General features: G+C 34.9%; 20 protein-coding genes and 2 pseudogenes. 5 read left to right on the forward strand and 17 right to left on the reverse strand.

The annotated features are described in order from the left end of the window. Nucleotides 1–245: 245 nt before the first annotated feature. On the reverse strand, nt 246–932 hold the full coding sequence (locus GGR42_RS12105) for a DUF4294 domain-containing protein (RefSeq protein WP_167964514.1): 687 nt from the start codon (nt 930–932) through the stop codon (nt 246–248). A 103-nt stretch (nt 933–1,035) separates the two neighbouring features. Here GGR42_RS12105 and GGR42_RS12110 point away from each other — a divergent pair, with 103 nt between their 5' ends. Together GGR42_RS12110 and GGR42_RS12115 are read left to right on the forward strand one after the other, a co-directional pair. After that, nucleotides 1,036–2,124 carry a M42 family metallopeptidase gene (locus tag GGR42_RS12110; RefSeq protein ID WP_167964516.1) on the forward strand — a complete coding sequence of 363 codons (1,089 nt, stop codon included), beginning with the start codon at nt 1,036–1,038 and terminating at the stop codon, nt 2,122–2,124. Between the two features lie 32 nt (nt 2,125–2,156). Next, entirely contained in the window at nt 2,157–2,705 is a 549-nt protein-coding gene (locus tag GGR42_RS12115; RefSeq protein WP_167964518.1) for an NUDIX hydrolase, read from the forward strand. A gap of 56 nt (nt 2,706–2,761) precedes the next feature. On the opposite strand, the pseudogene hisS reads toward GGR42_RS12115, so the two are convergent. The 7 genes and pseudogenes from hisS to rpsF form a co-directional block, all read right to left on the reverse strand. Continuing rightward, nucleotides 2,762–4,021: pseudogene (gene hisS, locus GGR42_RS12120) on the reverse strand (histidine--tRNA ligase); the annotation flags it as partial. 381 nt (nt 4,022–4,402) lie between these two features. Further along, nucleotides 4,403–4,552: pseudogene (locus GGR42_RS16990) on the reverse strand (histidine--tRNA ligase); the annotation flags it as partial. Between the two features lie 65 nt (nt 4,553–4,617). Continuing rightward, entirely contained in the window at nt 4,618–5,088 is a 471-nt protein-coding gene (locus GGR42_RS12125) for a DUF6495 family protein (RefSeq protein ID WP_167964522.1), read from the reverse strand. Between the two features lie 62 nt (nt 5,089–5,150). Then, entirely contained in the window at nt 5,151–8,252 is a 3,102-nt protein-coding gene (locus tag GGR42_RS12130; protein ID WP_167964524.1) for a TonB-dependent receptor, read from the reverse strand. A 189-nt stretch (nt 8,253–8,441) separates the two neighbouring features. After that, nucleotides 8,442–8,894, reverse strand: coding sequence for a 50S ribosomal protein L9 (rplI, locus tag GGR42_RS12135; protein ID WP_167964526.1), 453 nt, complete (start codon nt 8,892–8,894; stop codon nt 8,442–8,444). 11 nt (nt 8,895–8,905) lie between these two features. Then, nucleotides 8,906–9,202 (reverse strand): 30S ribosomal protein S18, encoded by a 297-nt coding sequence (gene rpsR, locus GGR42_RS12140; protein WP_167964528.1) that lies wholly within the window; start codon nt 9,200–9,202, stop codon nt 8,906–8,908. 5 nt (nt 9,203–9,207) lie between these two features. After that, nucleotides 9,208–9,546 carry a 30S ribosomal protein S6 gene (gene rpsF, locus GGR42_RS12145; protein WP_167964530.1) on the reverse strand — a complete coding sequence of 113 codons (339 nt, stop codon included), beginning with the start codon at nt 9,544–9,546 and terminating at the stop codon, nt 9,208–9,210. 247 nt (nt 9,547–9,793) lie between these two features. Here rpsF and GGR42_RS12150 point away from each other — a divergent pair, with 247 nt between their 5' ends. Continuing rightward, nucleotides 9,794–10,486: a LytR/AlgR family response regulator transcription factor gene (locus tag GGR42_RS12150; protein WP_167964532.1), complete on the forward strand. Its 693-nt coding sequence runs from the start codon at nt 9,794–9,796 to the stop codon at nt 10,484–10,486. Here GGR42_RS12150 and priA read toward each other — a convergent pair whose 3' ends face one another. From priA to nadC, 4 genes are read right to left on the reverse strand one after another with little or no spacing between them, the layout of a single operon-like run. Then, on the reverse strand, nt 10,487–12,940 hold the full coding sequence (priA, locus tag GGR42_RS12155; protein WP_167964534.1) for a replication restart helicase PriA: 2,454 nt from the start codon (nt 12,938–12,940) through the stop codon (nt 10,487–10,489). 6 nt (nt 12,941–12,946) lie between these two features. Next, a complete protein-coding gene (locus tag GGR42_RS12160) occupies nt 12,947–13,393 on the reverse strand; it encodes a DUF2147 domain-containing protein (RefSeq protein WP_245201468.1) in 447 nt (148 codons plus the stop codon). Then, on the reverse strand, nt 13,390–14,355 hold the full coding sequence (locus tag GGR42_RS12165) for a YihY/virulence factor BrkB family protein (protein WP_167964536.1): 966 nt from the start codon (nt 14,353–14,355) through the stop codon (nt 13,390–13,392). The genes GGR42_RS12160 and GGR42_RS12165 overlap by 4 nt, the downstream gene beginning before the upstream one ends. Next, nucleotides 14,355–15,212 carry a carboxylating nicotinate-nucleotide diphosphorylase gene (gene nadC / locus GGR42_RS12170; protein ID WP_167964538.1) on the reverse strand — a complete coding sequence of 286 codons (858 nt, stop codon included), beginning with the start codon at nt 15,210–15,212 and terminating at the stop codon, nt 14,355–14,357. Before nadC ends, GGR42_RS12165 begins: the two co-directional genes overlap by 1 nt. 95 nt (nt 15,213–15,307) lie before the next feature. Between nadC and rlmH the strand changes: the two genes are divergently transcribed. Beyond that, nucleotides 15,308–15,781 carry a 23S rRNA (pseudouridine(1915)-N(3))-methyltransferase RlmH gene (gene rlmH, locus GGR42_RS12175; RefSeq protein WP_167964540.1) on the forward strand — a complete coding sequence of 158 codons (474 nt, stop codon included), beginning with the start codon at nt 15,308–15,310 and terminating at the stop codon, nt 15,779–15,781. Here the strand turns inward: rlmH and GGR42_RS12180 are convergent. From GGR42_RS12180 to GGR42_RS12200, 5 genes are all read right to left on the reverse strand, one after another. Continuing rightward, a complete protein-coding gene (locus tag GGR42_RS12180; protein WP_167964542.1) occupies nt 15,747–16,664 on the reverse strand; it encodes a type IV pili methyl-accepting chemotaxis transducer N-terminal domain-containing protein in 918 nt (305 codons plus the stop codon). The genes rlmH and GGR42_RS12180 overlap by 35 nt on opposite strands. Nucleotides 16,665–16,830: 166 nt before the next feature. After that, nucleotides 16,831–18,723 carry a phosphoglycerate dehydrogenase gene (serA, locus tag GGR42_RS12185; protein WP_167964544.1) on the reverse strand — a complete coding sequence of 631 codons (1,893 nt, stop codon included), beginning with the start codon at nt 18,721–18,723 and terminating at the stop codon, nt 16,831–16,833. A gap of 97 nt (nt 18,724–18,820) precedes the next feature. Beyond that, entirely contained in the window at nt 18,821–19,522 is a 702-nt protein-coding gene (locus tag GGR42_RS12190; RefSeq protein ID WP_167964546.1) for a DUF3307 domain-containing protein, read from the reverse strand. Next, nucleotides 19,503–20,129 (reverse strand): SatD family protein, encoded by a 627-nt coding sequence (locus tag GGR42_RS12195; protein ID WP_167964548.1) that lies wholly within the window; start codon nt 20,127–20,129, stop codon nt 19,503–19,505. The genes GGR42_RS12190 and GGR42_RS12195 overlap by 20 nt, the downstream gene beginning before the upstream one ends. A gap of 100 nt (nt 20,130–20,229) precedes the next feature. Next, nucleotides 20,230–20,682: a methyltransferase family protein gene (locus GGR42_RS12200; protein ID WP_167964550.1), complete on the reverse strand. Its 453-nt coding sequence runs from the start codon at nt 20,680–20,682 to the stop codon at nt 20,230–20,232. A 65-nt stretch (nt 20,683–20,747) separates the two neighbouring features. Here GGR42_RS12200 and GGR42_RS12205 point away from each other — a divergent pair, with 65 nt between their 5' ends. Further along, on the forward strand, nt 20,748–21,326 hold the full coding sequence (locus tag GGR42_RS12205; RefSeq protein ID WP_167964552.1) for a non-canonical purine NTP diphosphatase: 579 nt from the start codon (nt 20,748–20,750) through the stop codon (nt 21,324–21,326). Nucleotides 21,327–21,357: the final 31 nt, after the last annotated feature.

Raw genomic sequence — 21,357 nt, forward strand, 5'->3', positions numbered from 1 at the left:
GTATACGCTGTCTTCCCAATATGTCAATAGAACTTATCTCTTTCTCAATAAACCCGAGAAACAATCTCTTGCCCCTCTAAGCGGGTGCAAATATAGACCTGTTTTTTAAATTAAAAACTATTTTTCGAAAAAAAATTAAACTTTTTTTTCACCCCTTTTTTAACACCTTATAAATTAGGTTCTTGAAGAAAACTCTTTTGTAAAAAAAGGGTACTAAATTTAACTATTCTTATTCTTATTTGCAACTATTCTTTTTCTTTATTGGATGAATTCCATTTATTGGTAAGCGATGCATAATCATAATCCAATACAGACTTCTGTCTTTCCAACCGATCATTGGCAAATGCCCGTTGCAAAATATCTTCAATTAAATAGTCTTCGTGAACATTATCTGGATGGTATTCCTCTTTAATACTTATCTTAAACATTTTTGCAGTAGTGTTGTACCAAAAGGCTCTCCAACCACTTCGTAACTCCTTTACCAAATCAAAAGCTGTTATTCCTGTTTGTCTATAAATGAGTTTTACCAATATTTGTCCTTCTGTGCGGGTCAATTTTTTCAACTCCTCAGAAAATTCTTCTTCGATATATTTTTGAACGTGTTTGGTATACTTTTTTCTTTTTCGTTTAGATGTAATTTTTGACAAACTATCATTTAGTTCTACCAAACGTTCTGAAGCTAGTTTGGCATAAGGGTACACTTTAATAGTTTTTCTTCTTAAAATATAATACCTAAGCTTGTCTTCTCTGTTCTCAAACTTTAGCTTACCGAAAATATATACTTCATCTAGAGAGATAGAACTTTGAAAAATAGAATCTCCCTCAATAAGAATATATTCTTTGGCAATGGAGTCCAATGGAAGGTCTTCTTCCTGTGACCATCCCAAGAAGCCAATCAAACCATAAAACAATATAATAAAGCTTTTCTTCATTAATTTATATCAAACAAAAATCTTACCAAAATTAACGATAAACATATAATGATATTATTAAATAAAAGTGAATATTCCTAAGTTTGTATCAAAATACATTTTAATGAGCGCAAAGAAAATCATTACTAAGAAGTCCTTAGGCTTTTTTGAAAAATATTTAAATAATGCAGCCCCTACAGGTTACGAGTGGAATGGGCAAAAATTGTGGATGGACTACCTAAAGCCATATGTAGATACTTTTATAACTGACACTTATGGAACTGCAGTTGGTGTTATTAATCCTGATGCCAAATACAAGGTAGTCATAGAAGGACATGCCGATGAGATTTCTTGGTATGTAAACTATATTACTGACAATGGACTTATCCATGTGATTCGTAACGGAGGTAGCGACCACCAAATTGCACCTTCCAAATGGGTAAACATCCACACAAAAAATGGTATTGTCAAAGGCATTTTTGGATGGCCAGCCATACATACTAGAAATAAGGTTAAAGAAGAACCCCCCAAACTTGACAACATAACTGTAGATATTGGTGCTAAGGACAAGGCCGAAGTTGAAAAAATGGGTGTGCATGTGGGTTGTGTAATAACGTACCCAGATGAATTTCAGGTTTTAAACAAAAACAAATTTGTCTGTAGGGCAATTGATAACCGTGCCGGTGGTTTTATGATTGCCGAAGTGGCCCGATTATTACATGAGAATAAAGTTAAACTACCTTTTGGCCTTTACATTACTAATTCTGTACAAGAGGAAATTGGATTGCGTGGTGCGGAAATGATTACACAAACCATTAAACCAAATGTGGCTATCGTAACCGATGTATGCCACGATACCACTACCCCAATGATAGAAAAAAAGACACAAGGACATACTGAAATTGGTTCTGGCCCTGTAATTTCTTATGCTCCCGCTGTACAAAATAAATTACGTGAGCGTATTATTGATACCGCTGAAACCAAGAAAATTCCTTTTCAGCGAATGGCTGCTTCCAGAATGACAGGAACTGATACGGATGCTTTTGCTTACAGTAATGGCGGCGTGGCTTCCGCTTTGATTTCTTTACCACTACGCTACATGCACACCACGGTAGAAACCGTTCACCAAGATGATGTTGAGAATGTTATTCGTTTAATTTATGAAACACTTCTCACAATTAAAGAAGGAGAAACTTTTAGCTACTTTGAATAGGGATAGGTCGCACCCCTTAGTTTAAAAAACCTATGGATGAATTAATTGATGTTTTGGATGATAATGGAAACCCTACCGGGGAAACCATTATGAAATTTGAAGCCCATAAAAATGGGGTTTTCCATCCAACTGTCCATATTTGGTTTTATACAAAGACTGGTAAGGTATTAATTCAACAAAGAGGGAAAGACAAAGATACTTTCCCTCTTTTATGGGATGTATCCGTTGCAGGGCATATTGGAGCTGGTGAAGGTGTTCTAGATTCTGCCATTAGAGAAGTTGAGGAAGAAATTGGGATTACAATATCGGAGAATGACCTACAGAAAGTAGGGCTCTTCAAAAGCGTTCAAAAACACCATGAGACCCTAATTGATTGTGAATACCACCATACTTTTTTGTGTGAATTAAAGATTCCTCTTAACGGTTTAAAAAAACAGGACAGTGAGGTTGAAGCTCTGGATTTAATTCCTTTAACAAAATTTGCGGAAGAAACATGGGGCTTGGCAAATATTAGTAAGTATGTTCCCCATGGTCCTGCTTATTACAAAACTATTATTAAGGCAATTAAAGAGAAGCTTTGATTTCTTTGACTTCTCAATCGTTCTGATAGTTATCGGAACTCATTTCAAAATGACATTTAGAAAGAATTGATGAATTCTTCAACTTTATCCAAACTATACGTTCCTTGACTGCCTTCTTTCATGTTTTTAACCACAAAAGAATTGCTTTCTAATTCTTGTTCTCCAATAAGAATTACAAATGGCACTTTTCTATTGTTGGCATACTTCATTTGCTTTTGCATTTTAACTGAAGAAGGGTATACATCTGCTTTTATTCCCGATTTTCTTAATTCCCTGACCAGTTTTAAAGCAAATAAAGCTTCCCTATCTCCAAAATTAACACAAAGCACATCCAATGATTGGTCAATTGCACTTGGAAACAGGCCTAATTCTTCCAGGACTATATAAATACGATCCAAACCAAAGGATATTCCTACTCCACTCATATCTTTTAATCCAAAAACTCCAGTAAGGTCATCGTAACGACCTCCCCCGCCAATAGATCCCATGTTAACACCATCCGGAGCAGAAACCTCAAAAATAGCCCCAGTATAATAGTTAAGGCCGCGAGCCAACGTTACATCAATTGAAAGATTGGCCGATTGCAAACCTAATTCCTCAATGGAACTGATGATATAGTCAAGTTCCTGAACACCTTTACTCCCCTCTTCGGAATCTTTTAATAGTTCTTTTAATTGTAGTAATTGTTCGGAATTAGAACCTGAGAGTGAGAATAATGGTGTGGCCTTTTGAATAGCCTGCTCAGAAATGCCTTTTTCTAGCATTTCTTTCTTTACACCTTCTTCTCCAATTTTATCAAGCTTGTCCAAAGCAACGGTGAAAGCGACCAACAAATGCTTTGCACCTATCACTTCTGCAATACCAGAAAGTATTTTTCTATTGTTCAGTTTGATGGTTGTTCCTTTTAATCCTAAATCTGTAAAAACAGCATCGTATAATTGTATCAATTCTACTTCTTGCAACAAAGAATTTGCGCCCACCACATCCGCATCACACTGATAAAACTCTCTAAACCGACCTTTTTGGGGTCTGTCTGCACGCCATACAGGTTGAATTTGGTACCTTTTAAAAGGAAAATCAATCTCATTTTGGTGCATTACAACATATCGTGCAAAAGGAACGGTAAGATCATAGCGTAATGCTTTTTCAGAAATTTTTTTAACCAGTAAATCACTTGTCAATTTATTAATATTGGGGATTTCTCCTTCTATTTTACCAAAAATATCAGTTGTAAACTGTTTTACAACATGTCTATCTGCCCATTTGAAATAATGCTCAGAAAGGTCACTTTTATCCCTAACTTGTTTGAAATCAATACCTCTTCCATAAATAAATTCCACACAGTTACTCAAAAAAACTTCGCGATAGGCATTTAGCTTATCTGTAAATGCAATTCTATACTTATAATCATCAATTAAAAAATGACCCCACTCCTCTAATTTATTGTCGTAGTGTTTTAAAAGATTCTTCCCTTTAATTATTTCATAAAGTTCTTCTCTTGTAGCAAATTCTAGATTATACCGATCTATATCTTCTAAAATTGCAGTTGTGACATCTCTAAAAATATAAGTTAAAGCAACAAATATTGAAATAGCATTCTCAACGTCTTCTGATAATTTTTTTTCATATATATTTCCAGAATCAATTATCTTAAAAATCAAACGATCCCCTTCATCGCCATACTTCCCCATTAGGGTGTCCGAATTCTCAAAAGAAGGGGTTTCTATGGGTTGAAAACCAAAAGTCTGGAAATGCTTCTTTACAACATCAAAAATGTAGTTTCGCTTATATACTTCACTTGGGGAGAAATCCCTAGTGCCTTTAGGTATGCTTGGTTTCTGTGCCATTAATTTTAATTCTGATGCAAATATATGAGATTGGGAATTCTTGCCTAGACATGAACGATATTAAATTACTCAATCATATCATCGAACCACTTAAACAAATCTCCTTTTGTGATTACTGCTCCTTGTTTTATTAAATTGAATTTATCTAAATTCTTGTCCTCTGAATAGGCTTTTGAAGCAGTTAAATAATCTACAAAATCTCCCTGAAAATTCTTTTTGAACCAACCAAAACCTACTTCCGTTTGCAAATCTATATTCGGGTTCAATACTTTTACGGAAATTAATTTCATTTCCTTATCGGTCAATTGAAACAGATGCATTTGCTGGGCTGAAATGTTCTCTAAATAAGAAACTTTGTTCAATACTCCTTCCCAAATTAAATCGCTAAAAATGTCCAATTCTTCCTCGGCAACTTCTGGTTTTTCCGCTTTTATTTTAATCCATTCATCGGCAGTAATGGATTGTGTTGCCAAAAAATTAATAAATTCTTGGTGCAACTCTTCTAATTGTTGTTTTGTTAGCCTTGTAAATTTCATTTTGCAAAAATAAAAAAGGCTGTACAAGTTGCACAGCCTTTTTAAAAGATTAATTCTTTTTCTTAGAAAATATATCGCAATCCAAATTGGGCTTGCCATCTGGACAATAAACTTGAATCATACCCAAAAGTTTCCGTTAAAGTACCATCAAAAGTATACGTTGGAATGTTAGTATTAGGATCTACACTGACACCAACCGGCTGTACACTATTTGGAAGCTGGGTAAGTCCCCAGTTAGAATTTATAAGGTTTCCTATGTTCAACACATCTATGCTGAACTGTACTGCATTGTTCTCACCTATTTTAAGCTCTTGAATAAATTTCATGTCCCATTTTCCTCTCCATGGCGCAATAGCGGCATAACGCTCAACATATTCTCCTCTCCTATCACTTAAATAATCATCTTGCGCAATAAAGGCATCAAAAGCTGCTCCTTGTCCCGCTCCAGAGAAATTCATCTGGCCAATCTCACTAGATGTAGGCACATACAACAAATCATTAATTCCAGAACCATCTGCATTAATATCTCCACCGTAGGTATAATTAAAACGTCCCCCTTGGGCATACTCAAAGAAAGTGGACAAAGTAGATGACCATTTATCATTTCCATATGTCCATTCTTTACTAGCAACACCAATGAACCTATGTTTATCGCCATACTTAGAGAAACCTAAGACATCATCATTTACATTACCAACCGCAGGGTTACCAGCAAAGGCATCACTTGTAATTTCTGCCTCAATAGAATTTACATCTTTAGCATTTAAGTGACTATATGCCAACATAGTGTATAGGCCGCCTTCAAAAGTTTTTTGTGCTTTAAGGGAGGCGTTCCATATTCTTCCTTTGTCAGAATTTGTAAATACGAACGGTCCTTCACCGGCACCTCCAATTATATCTGATGGGGCATAAATTGGTCTGCTATCAACTCCCTGTAAAGTTCCTGATGGAGGAAACAATCCCCAGTTTTGTACATGGGGTCCGTTTGTATCCTTCGTATAGGACACGTCTGCCGTTAAAACCAATCCGTTCTCTAAAGCTTTATCAACCCCTATATTTGTTCTCCATACTTGTGGAAATTTATAGTCGGGGTCAACAGCTTGCAAAAAGAATACATCTGGGCTCCCAATCTGGTTTCCTAACCATACAAAGGGGAAACGTCCTGTAAATAGTCCAGAACCACCTCTTATCTGCAATGTGTTATCCCCATTGGCATCATAATTAAACCCTACCCTAGGGGAAATTAACCAATCGTTACTTGGCATTTGTGTATTATCAATTAGTACCGATTCTCCAGTATTTGGGTTGTAGTATGGGATATCTGCTAAAACAAACCCTCTATCAATTACATCCTGCGCTTTTTCTGCAGAATCAAAGAATAAAGGTTTATCAAAACGTACACCATACGTTACTTTAAATTTATCCGTAGCTGCCCATTCATCCTGAATATAAAAAGCCATTTGTCCTACATTGGTTTCTGGTAATGTCCATCCTCCAGGAGTACCATCTGGCACTGCATTATTTGCACTAAATACACTTTGGGCATTAGCAATCGCGGCTGCGTAGTCATTCGCATCAAAATCTGCTATATCAACACTTCCAAACAAATCAAAACCATAAGCTGTTAAGTTGAATGAGTTATCAAATTGAAATTTCTCAAAAGAAACCCCTACGGTATAGGTATGGTTTCCCTTGTAAAAGTTCAAGTTATTCGAAAATTGAAAAACTTTTTGATCCAACCTATTGTTTACAGAAAATGGCTCATGCCCTGCAATTATATAGTTAGAACCATCCTTGGTAATATTTATAGATGGTGCAGGCGTTGAAAATGGATTTCTAAAATCATCAAAATGAGTATATCCTACCTGCAGCTTATTTACGGCATTTTCAGAAAGTGTAGAATTCAATTCTAATTGAATGGATTTTAATTTATTATTGATTTGATATCCAGAATTTTGAAACTGTAAGGTATTTAGATTTGGTCCTCTAAACGCAATTGCCGTAGGGTGAGCTGGCTTGTCCTTGGAGGCATCCAAAAAGTTATAAATAACAGCCAAACGGTTATTGTCATTAATATTCCAGTCCAATTTAAAAATTCCTTTAGTTGAATTGGAGTTATGGGTAAATCCTTCATAAGCACCTGGATCATACCCTACACCCAATAAACCATTTCTAACATCAATAAGGTCTTGTTCCAATACTCTTGACTCATTGATTGCTCCAGAACCTGTGTTAGGCACAAAGCCATTTGTTCCTAAATCGTCTCTTTCATCTTTTTCAAAATTTGCAAAAAAGAACAATTTATTTTTTATGATTGGTCCTCCAATACTTACTCCATATTGATTTTGGGATAATTTAGGTTTAGTTACGTCTTCTCCCTTAATTTTTCCACCAGTGAGGTCTTCATTTCTAAAAAAACCATAAACCGTACCATGAAATTCATTGGTTCCACTTTTTGTTACTGCATTTACAGTGGCTCCTGTAAAACCAGACTGGGTAACATCATAAGGTGCTGTACTAATTTGAATTTGATCTAGGGCGTCCAATGAAATTGGTTGAGCACTGGTTTGCCCACCTGGTGTAGGAGCATCCAACCCAAAAGGATTATTAAAAATAGCTCCATCCAAAGAGAAATTATTAAACTGGTCATTTCTACCTCCAAAAGAATTACCACTGGCGGTTGGCTCTAGTCTTGTGAAATCTTGAGCAGATCTAGAAATTGTTGGCAGTCTTGTTATTTCCCTGCGACCAACACTTGTCTCCGCTCCTGTCCTATCGCTACCAAAAGTCCCACTTTGATCTGCAATCACCACCACTTCATCTAAAGTCTGGCTCTTTGCAACTAACTTAGTATCAATATTAAAGGTCTTTCCCAATGTAAGGAAAACATCATTTCTAGTCTGGCTTGAAAAACCCACATAAGAAATGGTTACCTCATAAGGCCCACCAACTCTTAAATTCAAAAGGTTGTATCTACCATCTTCGTTAGAAATTGTACCATACTTAGTGCCCGTTGGTGTATGTACTGCAACAATATTGGCTCCTAACAAAGGTAAATTTTGATCATCAACCACAACCCCTCTAATATTAGATGTGGTTACTTGTGCTGAAACAGAAGTGGCAAATAACAATATAACTGTTCCAAAAAGTAGTAGTTTTTTCATAGTAAAATGTAGTTATGTAAGAATTAAATTACGGCAAAAATAACCTAAAATAAAGAATTATGCACGCATAGCTCCAAACACTTATCAACCCATATTGTGAATATCCTTTTCTGACTGTAGTGCAAAAAAAGACAAAAAAAAAGAGCTGTACACGTGTACAGCTCTTTTAAAATTATCTAGGGCAAAAATTTACTTTGCCTCTGCAATTACTTCAAAAGGAAATTCAACAATCACCTCTCTATGCAATCTAATATTAGACACATACGGTCCAGTTCTTTTAACAGAACCTCCTTTAATAGAAACAAACTTTTTATCTATTTCATGGCCTTCTTTTGCCAAAGCATCAGCTAAATCCATATTGGTAATAGAACCAAACAATTTATCCCCTGCTCCAGTTTTAGCGGTAATCTTAATTTCTAATTGTTTAAGTGCTTCTGCCGTTTTGTTGGCTGCCTTAACAATTTTCTCTTCTTTATGCGCCTTTTGTCTTAAATTTTCCTCCAACACCTTTTTTGCCGAAGGTGTCGCCATTGCAGCCAATCCTTGTGGTATAAGATAGTTTCTACCGTAACCATTCTTTACTGTAACCACGTCATCTTTAAAACCTAAGTTCTGTACGTCTTCTTTTAATATAAGTTCCATGATCAGCTTTATTATTTTAGTAAATCACCTACATAAGGCATTAATGCTAAATGACGGGCTCTTTTAACTGCCGTTGCCACTTTTCTTTGATATTTCAATGAAGTACCTGTTAACCTTCGTGGTAACAGTTTTCCTTGCTCATTTACCAATTTCATTAAAAAATCTGGATCTTTATAGTCTACATACTTAATACCGGACTTTTTAAAACGACAATACTTCTTTTGCGTATTGGTCTCAATGTTCAATGGGGTTAGATATCTAATTTCCCCATCTTTTTTACCTTTTGCGGTTTGCTCTATAGTTGACATATTCCTTACGCTTTAGCTTTTAATTTTGTTCTTCTTCTCTCTGCCCATGAAATGGCATGTTTGTCCAATTTAACGGTCAAAAACCTCATAATTCTTTCATCTCTTCTAAACTCCAACTCATAAGGAGCAATTACTTCACCAGAAGAAGTGAATTCGAACAAATGGTAAAAACCACTTTTCTTGTGCTGTATGGGATATGCCAATTTCTTTAGGCCCCAGTTTTCTTTGGATACCATTTTGGCACCATTCTTAATTAAGAAATCTTCAAATTTCTTAACTGTTTCCTCTATCTGCGTATCAGATAGAACGGGATTTAAAATGAAAACAGTTTCGTAATGATTCATATTTATTTATATTTTAAGGGTGGCAAAAGTAATAATTATTTGTTCCTTTTACAAGAAAACGTAAAAATCTTCGTTATTAGCTGAAAGAGTTATTAACAATCTTAAATAAAACCAAACTTAACCTAGACGTTAATCATGCATTTTACCGATTACACAACAATTAACACCATGTTTACATCTTTTATTGGAGTTAATCTTGTTTTTTAAGTACTTTGCCGATGATTTAACCCCACAAATCACCCCATTTATGAAATTAAGAAGTATAATCGTAGACGATTCCTCAATGCAGCGTATGGCAGTTGCAAAGTTGGTAAACAACCACCCAAACCTAGCTCTAGTTGCTGAGTATAGCAATGCTATCGAAGCAAAGAACGGTATTAAAAACAACGAGATAGATTTAATTTTTCTTGATGTTGAAATGCCTATTATCACAGGTTTTGATTTATTGGAATCATTGGAAAACCCGCCACAAGTAATATTAATCACTGGTAAACCAGATTATGCCCTAAGAGCATTTGATTATGATGTTACAGATTATTTGCACAAACCTATCACTTTGGCACGTTTTGACGCTTCAGTTAAAAGAGCGGTTGCCAAATATGAGCAAATGCACCAGGTAAACGAAGACGAAGAGCATATCTTTGTAAAGAGTAACCTAAAGAAAAGAAAAGTTATACTTAACGATATTAAATGGATTGAGGCATTGGGTGATTATATTAAATTGGTAACTGATGAGGCCAATATTGTAATCCTTTCCACGATGAAATCCTTTGAAAAGCAGCTACCTGCTGAAAAATTCCTAAGAATACATAAGTCATATATTGTAAACTTGGAGAAAATTGAAAAGTTCAACAGTAAAAATGTTGAAGTTAGTGGCAGGCAAATACCATTAAGTAGAAATAAAAAGACCGAGCTGGCAGAAGCCCTTAGCAATGTCTAATTAAATATAATCTACGTTGTAGATAATTCGTACACTTTTATACTGGGAAATAGCATTAAAAGATTTTTCTACTCTTTTAATGCTATTTTTTGTTTTGACCACCGATGTTTCTTTTGGAATCTTTATAATGATATTCTTTAAATATTGATTTCGAATTCGTGCCACAGGTGGATATTCTGGCCCCAAAACATTATTTCTGAATATACTCCTCAAAGATTTGGCAAACCATTCAGATGCATTATTCAATTTATTGTAGTCCTTATCCTTAAGGGTAATCTTAATAATTCTGTTTATAGGGGGATATTTATATAGCTCTCGTTCATATAATTGCTCCTTAAACATCGTTTCAAAATCACTTGTAGTTACCTGCTTTAATATTTGGTGATATGGATTATAGCTCTGTATAAGTACCTTTCCTCTTTTTTGCGTACGTCCCGCCCTTCCAGCAACTTGGGTCAATAATTGAAAACTACGTTCGTGAGCCCTAAAATCCGGAAAATTTAGTAAGGTGTCTGCATTCATAATACCTACTAAATCTACATTTCTAAAATCCAATCCTTTCGTCAACATCTGTGTGCCCACCAAGATATCCAGTTCCTGTTGCTCAAATGCCGTGATAATTTTTTCATATCCGTGTTTTCCACGTGTGGTGTCCGAGTCCATTCTGCCAATTTTGGCATCTGGAAAGAGCTTATTAAGTTCCTCCTCTATCTGCTCTGTACCAAAACCTTTGGTGTCCAGTGTTGCGGAACCACAGGCCAAACAACTAACCTGTAATGCGATATGGTGCCCACAATAATGGCAACGCAATTGTTTTCTGTGTTGATGATAGGTTAAACTTACATCGCAATTGGGACATTGGGGTGAATGCCCACAGGTTGTACACTCTAAAATAGGTGCATAACCGCGTCTATTTTGAAAAAGAATAACCTGTTTATTTTCTTCAAGGGTATTCGTAATTTCTTCTAACAAGCGTTCGGAAAAATGACCCTTCATCCGTTTCTTCCTAGTTTGCTCTTTTATATCAACCAATTCCATATCCGGAAGCAAAACATCTCCATATCTTCTTTTAATTTCTGCATAGCCATATTTTCCAATTTTTACATTGTAAAAACTTTCCAGACTTGGAGTTGCAGAACCCAAGACAATATTAGATTGGTGCATATGTGCCAGTACAATGGCCGTGTCTCTTGCATGATATCGTGGGGCAGGGTCATATTGTTTAAAAGATGCCTCGTGTTCCTCATCTACTATTACCAATCCCAAATTAGAAAATGGTAAAAGCATGGAAGATCGAGCCCCGATTATAATTTGTGCTTTTGTTTTGTTTTCTAAAACATTATTCCATACTTCCACCCTTTCTTGAATGTTGTATTTGGAATGATAAACAGACACTTTTTTGCCAAAATAATTTTGAAGTCTACCAATCAATTGTGTAGTTAGGGCAATTTCTGGCAACAGGTACAACACTTGTTTTTTAGATTCTATTACCTCTTCTATCAACTTAATGTATACTTCTGTCTTACCAGAAGAAGTTACACCATGCAGCAATGTAACTTTTCCCTCTGAAAAACTTCTTTGAATATCCTTAAACCCTTTTTCTTGATGCTCATTCAAGACCACCGAAGGACTTTCCACATTTCCCGAATAATTTATCCTATCTGTCTGAATAAAATACTCTTCCAGTATTCCTTTGTCTATCAATGTTTTTATAATAGCCTTAGAGCCCCCACTCTCAACCTCTAACTCATTTACCTTAATGGGTTTTTTGGTTACAGCCTGTAATTGAAATAGGGTTAGTATTACTTGACTCTGTTTAGGGGCTCTTGACAAGGTTTCAAGAAGAATTTCTAATTGTTGTTCCGATTGATATTCCTTACCGAGTTTTACATACCTGACCAATTTTGGCTTGTACTGCTCATAGATTTCTTCTTTTAGACTAATAGCCCCCTTTTGCAATAGCCTCTGTAGAACCGGCATTACATTTTTCCTTTCTATAATGGATGCAACTTCATGCACTTTTAGAACAGATTGATGTTGCAAGGCCTCAACTACCAAAAATTCATCATCTTTTAAATCTTCTTCATCAAAAAAACCTTTATCATTTCTTAAAATAAGTGTCTCACTTTCCAGCAAAAAAACACTGGGAACCGCACTTCTAAAAACCTCCCCAACCGTGCACATATAGTACTGTGCCATCCATTCCCATATTTTTAGCTGGATGTGGTTTACAATGGGTTTTTCGTCAAGAATTTGATGTGTTTCTTTTGCCTCATATACTTCTGGGGGTGCCTGGTGCACCTCATAAACCAAGGCCGTATATACTTTGGACTTCCCAAAAGGAACAGCCACTCGCATTCCCGGTTCCAGGAAAAGAGCTTCTTCTTGCGAAACACTATAAGTAAATAGCTTTTCTAATGGTATGGGTAGGATTACATTTATAAAATGTGGCATACTTCCTTACTCATCTGTTATGCGCAACCAAGTCTGAGTTCTATATATAAAGGCCAAATACCCCCTAACTTTAAGCTCATTTGGATTATCTGGGTTTAGCCATACTTTACATTTAAAAGTCATGGCTTGCTCAGGGTCGAACAAGGTTTTTCCAGTATATTCACCATGTTTATTTTTGGTAAGACTATCCATGACCATCATGCCTTCCACAGGCTTATCTTTTCGTTCCCCTTTACATTTTCCACAAAGAGCCCCTTCTTTTCCCTTTTCCAAAATCTTTTCAACATGGGCGAACATAGCTCCATTCTTTTCATATACATTGATGATTGCTTTTACAATTCCATTTCTATCATCAACAGTTTTCCACTTTCCAAAAACACTCTGGGAATATGTCCATTGAAAAGAAAACATTAAAAAACATATTAGCGCCAACGCATTTTCTTTCTTCATCATTTTTTTATATTTTTTCTTAAGGAGTTTAATGTAGCATTGAGTTCAAAGCCAAGAAGCAATATATTAGAATTTAACCATATAAACACCATAAGTATCAACAATCCTCCCAAAGCCCCATATAACTCATTATAACGGGCAAACTTTTCCACATAAACCCCAAAAAGATAGGATGTAAGTAAAAAAAGTAATGTGGTCATTAAGGCGCCAGCTGAAAAGAATTTTGCCTTTTTACCTTCTGCAGTTCCAAAATAATATAGAGTAGCGGTAGTTAGGTAGGACAATATGGTGAAAAATAATATCTTCCCTATCGTAACTCCCACAATATCATTCTCTTCCAAATCATACCCTCTTGTTTTAGCTGCAAACTCACTTAAATATTCAACAATATAAAATTCAAAGTAGACAAAACCAATGGCTCCTATCAATAATAAAATAGAAAGGATTAAACCCACCATTAGGGCATATAAATATTGTCGCAGAAAATTTCTGGTAAGTTCTACATGATAAGAGTTCTCAAAACCTCCAAAAATGGCATTCACCCCATTTGCAACCAAGAAAATAGAAATAAGAAAAGACGATGATAACAACCCCCCTCTTTTTTGATCCTTAATTTGCTGATAAATATCACCAAAATAATCGCCCGTTGCTGAAGGTAAAAAAGACTCCAAAAAAATAAGAAATTGTCCATCAAAATTTTCATTGCCAACACTTACATATGGGATAATAAATGGAATAAGTGTAATTAAGAAAATAAGTAATGGAAAAAGAGCCATAAATAAGCTAAAGGCGATAGAACTAGCTCTAGATGACAATGCCCCTTTTACAATGCCAAAAATGTACATTTCAATTAAATCATACATGGAAAGACCTTCAAAAGCAGAAAGCTTTACTTTTTTCAATAGTCTTGCAGCCCAGTTAATTATAGGGATTTTATCTATCTGCTCTTCAATCTCTACAGACATTATACTGCTTTAAGGCTTAAATCCATATTGTATACAGAATGTGTCAGTGCACCAGAGGAAATATAATCTACTCCACAAGCGGCATATTTACCTATTGTATCTTCATTAATCCCTCCGGATGATTCTGTTAAGCACGTATTCCCAATTAGTTTCACGGCTTTACGAGTATCCTCATAATTAAAATTGTCCAAAAGAATACGATACACTCCAGTTGTTTTCAGAATTTCTTTTACTTCAACCAAATCACGGGCTTCAACTATAATTTTTAAATCTCGCTCGGTATCGTTTAGGTATTGCTTTGTTTTCTCAATTGCTTTGGTAATTCCACCAGCGAAATCAATATGATTATCCTTAAGCATAATCATATCATATAAAGCAAATCTATGGTTCTCTCCTCCCCCAATTTTCACAGCCCATTTTTCCAGAGCACGTATTCCGGGTGTGGTTTTTCTAGTGTCCAAAATTTTTGTTTCCGTTCCTTTTACCAAAGACATAAAATAGTTAGCCTTTGTGGCAATGGCACTCATGCGTTGCATGGCATTTAAAACCAGTCGCTCAGCTTTTAAAATGCTTTGAGAGCTTCCTGCAACATAAAAAACAATATCGCCATATTTTACCGGGCTACCATCTTCTATTAATGTTTCTACTTCCATATTTTTATCTACATAAGCAAAAACCTTTTTGGCAAATTCAACTCCCGCAACTATTCCCTCGTCCTTTACCAAAAGCTTGGCTTTTCCTATAGCTGAATTTGGAATACAGGCTAGTGAGCTATGGTCGCCATCCCCCACATCTTCTCTAATGGCATTTTCAATAATCAATTTTATTTCCTTATTGAACTGTTTTTCTGAAATCATTAGTACTATTTGCTTTTTGCTAATTTACTAAAACAAAAGGCAAACCCATATCGCCAGTCGGTAAAGATTCACTTGTATATCCTAACTTTGTCTCCATGAATATAAAACTACTGGCCATAGGAAAAACAGACAGTTCTGATTTAGAGCGACTTGTTAATCAATACGAAAATAGACTGAAACACTATATAAAGTTTGACCTTGAAGTGATTCCAGACATAAAAAATGTAAAGAATTTATCTGAATCACAACAAAAAGATAAGGAAGCCGACGCCATTCTTAAAAAATTGAACAGCACGGACTTTGTGGTACTTCTGGATGAAAATGGCAAGCAATACAACTCGGTTGAATTTGCCAATTATTTACAAAAAATAATGAATATGGGAACCAAACAACTAGTGTTCATAATAGGTGGACCGTATGGATTTAGTGATATATTGTATAAAAAAACAAAAGGAAAAATAAGTCTTTCCAAAATGACATTTTCACACCAAATGGTTCGTCTTTTTATTGTAGAGCAAATTTACAGGGGGTTTACTATTTTAAAGAACGAACCTTACCACCATCAGTAGCTTTTAATTTTGATTTAAGCCCGCTATATTTCTTTTTTAAAGTAACCCCAAGGGTTTCCGTTCTTCCCAATTGATTTTCATTCTCTTTAAGAACTTTCACCATACTCTGAGAAGCATTTTCCAAGCTATCCAACTCTTCTGAAATAAACTTAAATATTTCTTCTTTTCTCTCCGGGTTTTTTTCGATTTTTAATACATATTGTAGATGCTTTATATTTTTCATATTGGAATCAAAGACATGTGACTGATGCCATGCTATTTCTGTAAGTTTCTTTTTTTGCGTGGTTATTCTTTTAATAAAAGGCTTTACTATAAAGAATATTTCAAACAGAAGAATCAAAACAGAAAAAGCAGCCAATTCCAACTCAATAATCATAATTCCCTTAATATCTTTTTCAGATTTATACTGAAACTGATAAACAGCATGATCCATTTTTAATAGAAAAGAATTAATATTCTCCTTGAGTGCTGGTAATGGAATATTCTTGAAATTTTCAAACTCTCCCAATTCATTGGTTATAAAATCAATATGCTTTTGAAACCCCTCAAAGCTTTTTTTAATTTCCTCATTTTTCAAAGGGGATATACCAAGTTCTGGGTCGCCATTCTGCAAAACATTGTTTACCTGTACTAATTTATTCAATGATAGCTTCATTTCTGCAAAATCACATTCGTCGTATAGACAAGAATAATATTGGTTCAATATTTTCTGACTTAACATACGCTGCCTGCCCGCCATATTTACAACAAGTGCAGTATTGTTTTGTTTTTTAAGGGAGTACTGTATTATTGATTGCATAGCAATCGTAATAACAATGATGGTTATCACTAACAAATAATAGGAAATGGAACCTTTCTTTGAGTTAGGCACTCTAAATTTCATTTATTAAGAATTATCTTACAATTTATACTTATTAACGGTTTACTACCTATTATGTTGCAAGAAGGCCATTTAACACTAACACTTTTAATAAAGTTATTCTTAGTAATAATACACCCCTGTATTAATGTTCATTAATACAGGGGTGTATATCAAAATAATAAATGTTTTAGTATAAAACCCTAAATTTAATAGTATTCTCTATTTTTCTTAGAGCTTTAATAACATCCTTGTTGTACTCCTTATCCAAATCGGTTATCACATATCCAACCTCATTATCCGTGGATAAATATTGACCTGAAATATTCATTTCATAGTTTGCCAATACCTCATTTATTTTTGCCATGATACCTGGAACGTTCTTGTGGATATGCAAGAAACGGTGGGATTTGTTTTGTTTTGGTAATCTAATATTTGGGAAATTTACGGCATCTACAGTATTACCAGAGTTAATATAATCCATGATTTTATTAGGAACAAAATCAGCAATATCACGCTGTGCTTCTTCTGTACTCCCACCTATATGCGGTGTCAATATTACATTTTCTAAACCTTGAAGCTCTGTAAAAAATTCTCCATTTGCCCTTGGTTCTTCTGGATACACATCTATAGCCGCCCCACCTAATTTTCCATTCTTTAAGGCCAATGCCAATGCTGGTATATCTATTACAAAGCCTCTGGAAAGATTTACCAAAATGGCACCATCTTTCATTTGATTGATTTCCCTTTCTCCTATAAAATTTTTATTGGCCTTGTTATCATCAATATGGAGAGAAACAATATCGGAAACATTCAATAAATCTTCCAGTGTATTACATTTTACTGCGTTACCTAATGCCAATTGATCTCCCACATCATAATAATAAACACGCATACCCATGGCCTCAGCCAAAACAGATAGTTGTTTGCCTATATTTCCATAACCAATAATACCTAAATTCTTTCCTCTGACCTCTGTTGAATTGGTAGCAGTTTTGTTCCACTGCCCGTTGTGTATTTCTGTACTTCGAGTAAAGATTCTTCTTTTAAGCATAATAATCTGACCAATGGCCAGCTCAACCACCGAACGCGTATTGCTATACGGCGCATTAAACACAACAACACCTTTCTTTTTACAAGAATCAAGGTCAATTTGAGTAGTTCCTATACAAAACGCCCCTACAGCCAAAAGCTTATCAGCTGCATCTAAAACCTTTTCGGTCACTTGGGTCTTGGAACGAATTCCAAGTACGTGTACTCCTTTAATTTTTTCTATCAATTCTTCTTCTGGCAAACTATGCTTTATCAATTCTACTGAAAAACCATCCTCTGAAAGATTTTCAAAAGCAGCTGGATGTACATTTTCCAACAAAAGAATTTTTATCCTGTTCTTAGGATAAGATATATTTCTGGGAAGGTCATTTACAAATAGGAACTCATCCATATTTGGTGCAACATGATCAGCATTGTTTGCGGCTTTTTCCCGATGTACATTCTCGGTATATGCGAAAAACTTGTCGGCAATACCTGCTTCCCTCATTACATAATCACTATACCCATCTCCAATTACCTGCACCTCACCGTCCAAGTCTAGATTTTTAAGGCATTCTATTTTACCATTATGTGCGGAAAGAACATTAGTTTCATCAAAACCAACAATGTTTCCATCGGCATCAAACTTAAATGTGTTTGCATAAACCCTCTCAGAAGGAATGTTGTACTCCTTTACAATTGGATCAATAAATTCTTTAAAACCACAAGAAATTACATAAATATCATCTGCATAATTTTGGAAGAATTCTTTATTAGACTCAATGGATTTGGAAATTTTCTGTCTAAGTTCCGTAACCAAACCCTCTAAATCATCTTTATGGGCGTTTAATAGTTTAATTCTTCTTTCCAAAGATTCTGTAAACGAAATATCCCCATCTATTCCCAGATTGGTGATTTTTTGAATTTCACTGACAACTTCATCCTTATTGGATTTCCCTTCCAATATCATTTCTGCCAAGACATCCAAGGCCTCTACTCTTGTCAAGGTGCTGTCAAAATCGAATACATATTTTCTGCCCACTTCTACCATTTTTATTGATATAATTTAATGAACAAAATTAAACATAAATTTTGTCCGATATAACTCTTATTTCAAATAAAACAAAAAGGTTTTGAATTGATATTATTTATAGATTGGTGTATACAATTCCGGTCAACATAGCGATACCAAAACTTAGCAAGGTGCCTATTAAAATGTACTCGGTTAGTTTTCTACTGTTACTTTCCTTAAGATCGTTAAACCTAAAAACCGATTTCGCCGCTATTAACAACCCTATTCCTTCCCATTTACCAGAAATTATAAAAGCTAGAACAAAAAGGCGCTCGATAATCCCAATATATTTTCCAGCATTTGGAAGGGATTTATGGTCCAAGGCTATTTGATGGGACATGGATTCCAACAATTTTCCCATGATGATGGCCGTTGGAAAACTTACAAAAACAATTGCTGTTATTAAAAACCAGTCAATTTGATTTATTAAATCAATTGAATTTTCAATTACATTTCCGTAAAATGCAATACAGTATAAGACAAGCAAATGTAGAATTTGGTCAATAAAAAATGGAAGACTCTTGTTCTTAAACAACGGAGCTATATAGAGTTTTGCAATATCAATGAAATAATGCAAGACCATAATTAAAAGTGCTTGCTTCCAAAAATTAACATCCCAAACCAGCAGCATGGTCAATGTAAAATGTATTACTATATGAAAATACAAATATTTGGAGCCTGCTTTGTTTGCCTCTTTGTGTATGACCCATTTCATGGGCTGTAATAAAAAATCCCCAATTAAATGTGCTAAAAGCAATTTAGTAAACAGTAGTGTCATTAGGTACTTTTTTTATTAATGTATTATAATAATCCAGCAATTCTAAAACTAGGTCCAATCTTGCTCTTTTTTGGCGTTGGCTTATAGCAGACTGCTGTATATGGAGTATAGTGGCCATTTCCGTTTGTGAGATACTGGGGTTATTTAGAACCATTGCCACTATTTCTGCTGAAACTGGGCTCCAGTTGTCCATAAAATCCAAAGCTAGCCTAAGAACAAAATTAAGTTCTTTATCAAGTTCCTCAATACCAGTAGCTACAATTAAATTAAGTTTTTCTTTCTTTAGCTTATCAAAAAACCTTCCTGAACGTTGATATGCCGTGCCATTAGATTCGCTAACACTATTGCCTACATATGTTTCATTGCCAAAACCAATGCTCATGCGTACATCTAACCCTTTTAACGATTTCACCAAAGCTTTAATGGATATAGCAATGGCCAAAGCTTTTTCTGGCTTAGTTTTTATTTGAAACTCATCGCCCCTATATATTTCCCAATCCTTGGGACCATGGCCTAGTTTCGAAAAATACCCCTTAAGAACTGGCATCCATTCTTGAGGGATATTCTTTTCTGAATTGATAATATCGCCTGTAATTATTGCTATCATATTATATAAGTAAATGTACTAATATTGCAAAATATAAGCAAATATACTAATATTTATCGTTATAAGCTAAAACGTTAATAATTTACAATTAGTATTTAAATCAAAACCATCTTCTAACCAATGTGCAATATTGCTTATACTCTGAACCAAAAAGATTGGAAAGCACTTCTTCTTCTGGTTTAATCTGAAAAGCATTCATATAATATACAAAACCAGCGGCTACTATAGTATTAAAAGCATTTCCCAACCACAATCCCCATACCAACAACACCAGTAGTAAAGCCAAGTACATGGGATTCCTAGAATATTGAAAGATTCCATTTGTTACCAAAGTGGATACTTTAGAAGGAGAAATGGGATTCACTGTTGTCTTACTCCTATAAAACTGTATTAAAGATGTTAAGGCAAGTAACATGGCCAACACCAATAGGCCAAGCATGAGGTAATGTTTTCCAAAAAAATCAAAATTACCAACAGGCAAAAACCTTGCAAGTAAATACATTACCGTTCCAAACAATAAAACAATAATAACAGGAGGAATTTTCAGTTTCATATTAAAATTGATTAGCCCATAAAATTACTACTTTTAGTCTCGCTTCAATAATCAGCATAAAAAAAATGAAACTTGTATTTGCTACACATAATTTTAATAAACTTAATGAGGTAAGGTTACTATTGCCCAAATCTATAATCCTTTTATCCTTAACTGATATTGATTGTAATGAGGAAATTCCAGAAACTGGTGAGACCCTAGAGGAAAATGCGCAATTAAAGGCAGATTATGTTTCCCAAAATTATGGTTATCCCTGCTTCGCGGATGATACTGGGTTATTAGTTGATGCCTTGGACGGCATGCCTGGGGTATATTCTGCACGATATGCGGGTGAGCAAAAGAGTTCCGAGGACAATATGGATAAACTTCTACAGGAACTAAAGAAAAAAAACAATAGAACTGCAAAGTTTAAAACGGTAATTGCCCTAAACCTACCAACTGAAAAGAAACAATTTCATGGAACAGTAGAAGGAGAAATTACAACAAAAAAATATGGAAAAAAAGGCTTTGGCTATGACCCTATATTTAAACCAAATGGGTATGACAAAACTTTTGCCGAATTACCTCTATTGGAAAAAAATAAAATAAGCCACCGTGGAAGGGCCGTACAAAAACTGGCATCTTACCTGTCCAAAAGTATTTAGCCACAATCAAGCGCATGTAAATAAATAGCAG

It is taken from the genome of Saonia flava, assembly GCF_011927795.1.
GTDB classification, from domain to species: Bacteria; Bacteroidota; Bacteroidia; order Flavobacteriales; family Flavobacteriaceae; genus Saonia; species Saonia flava.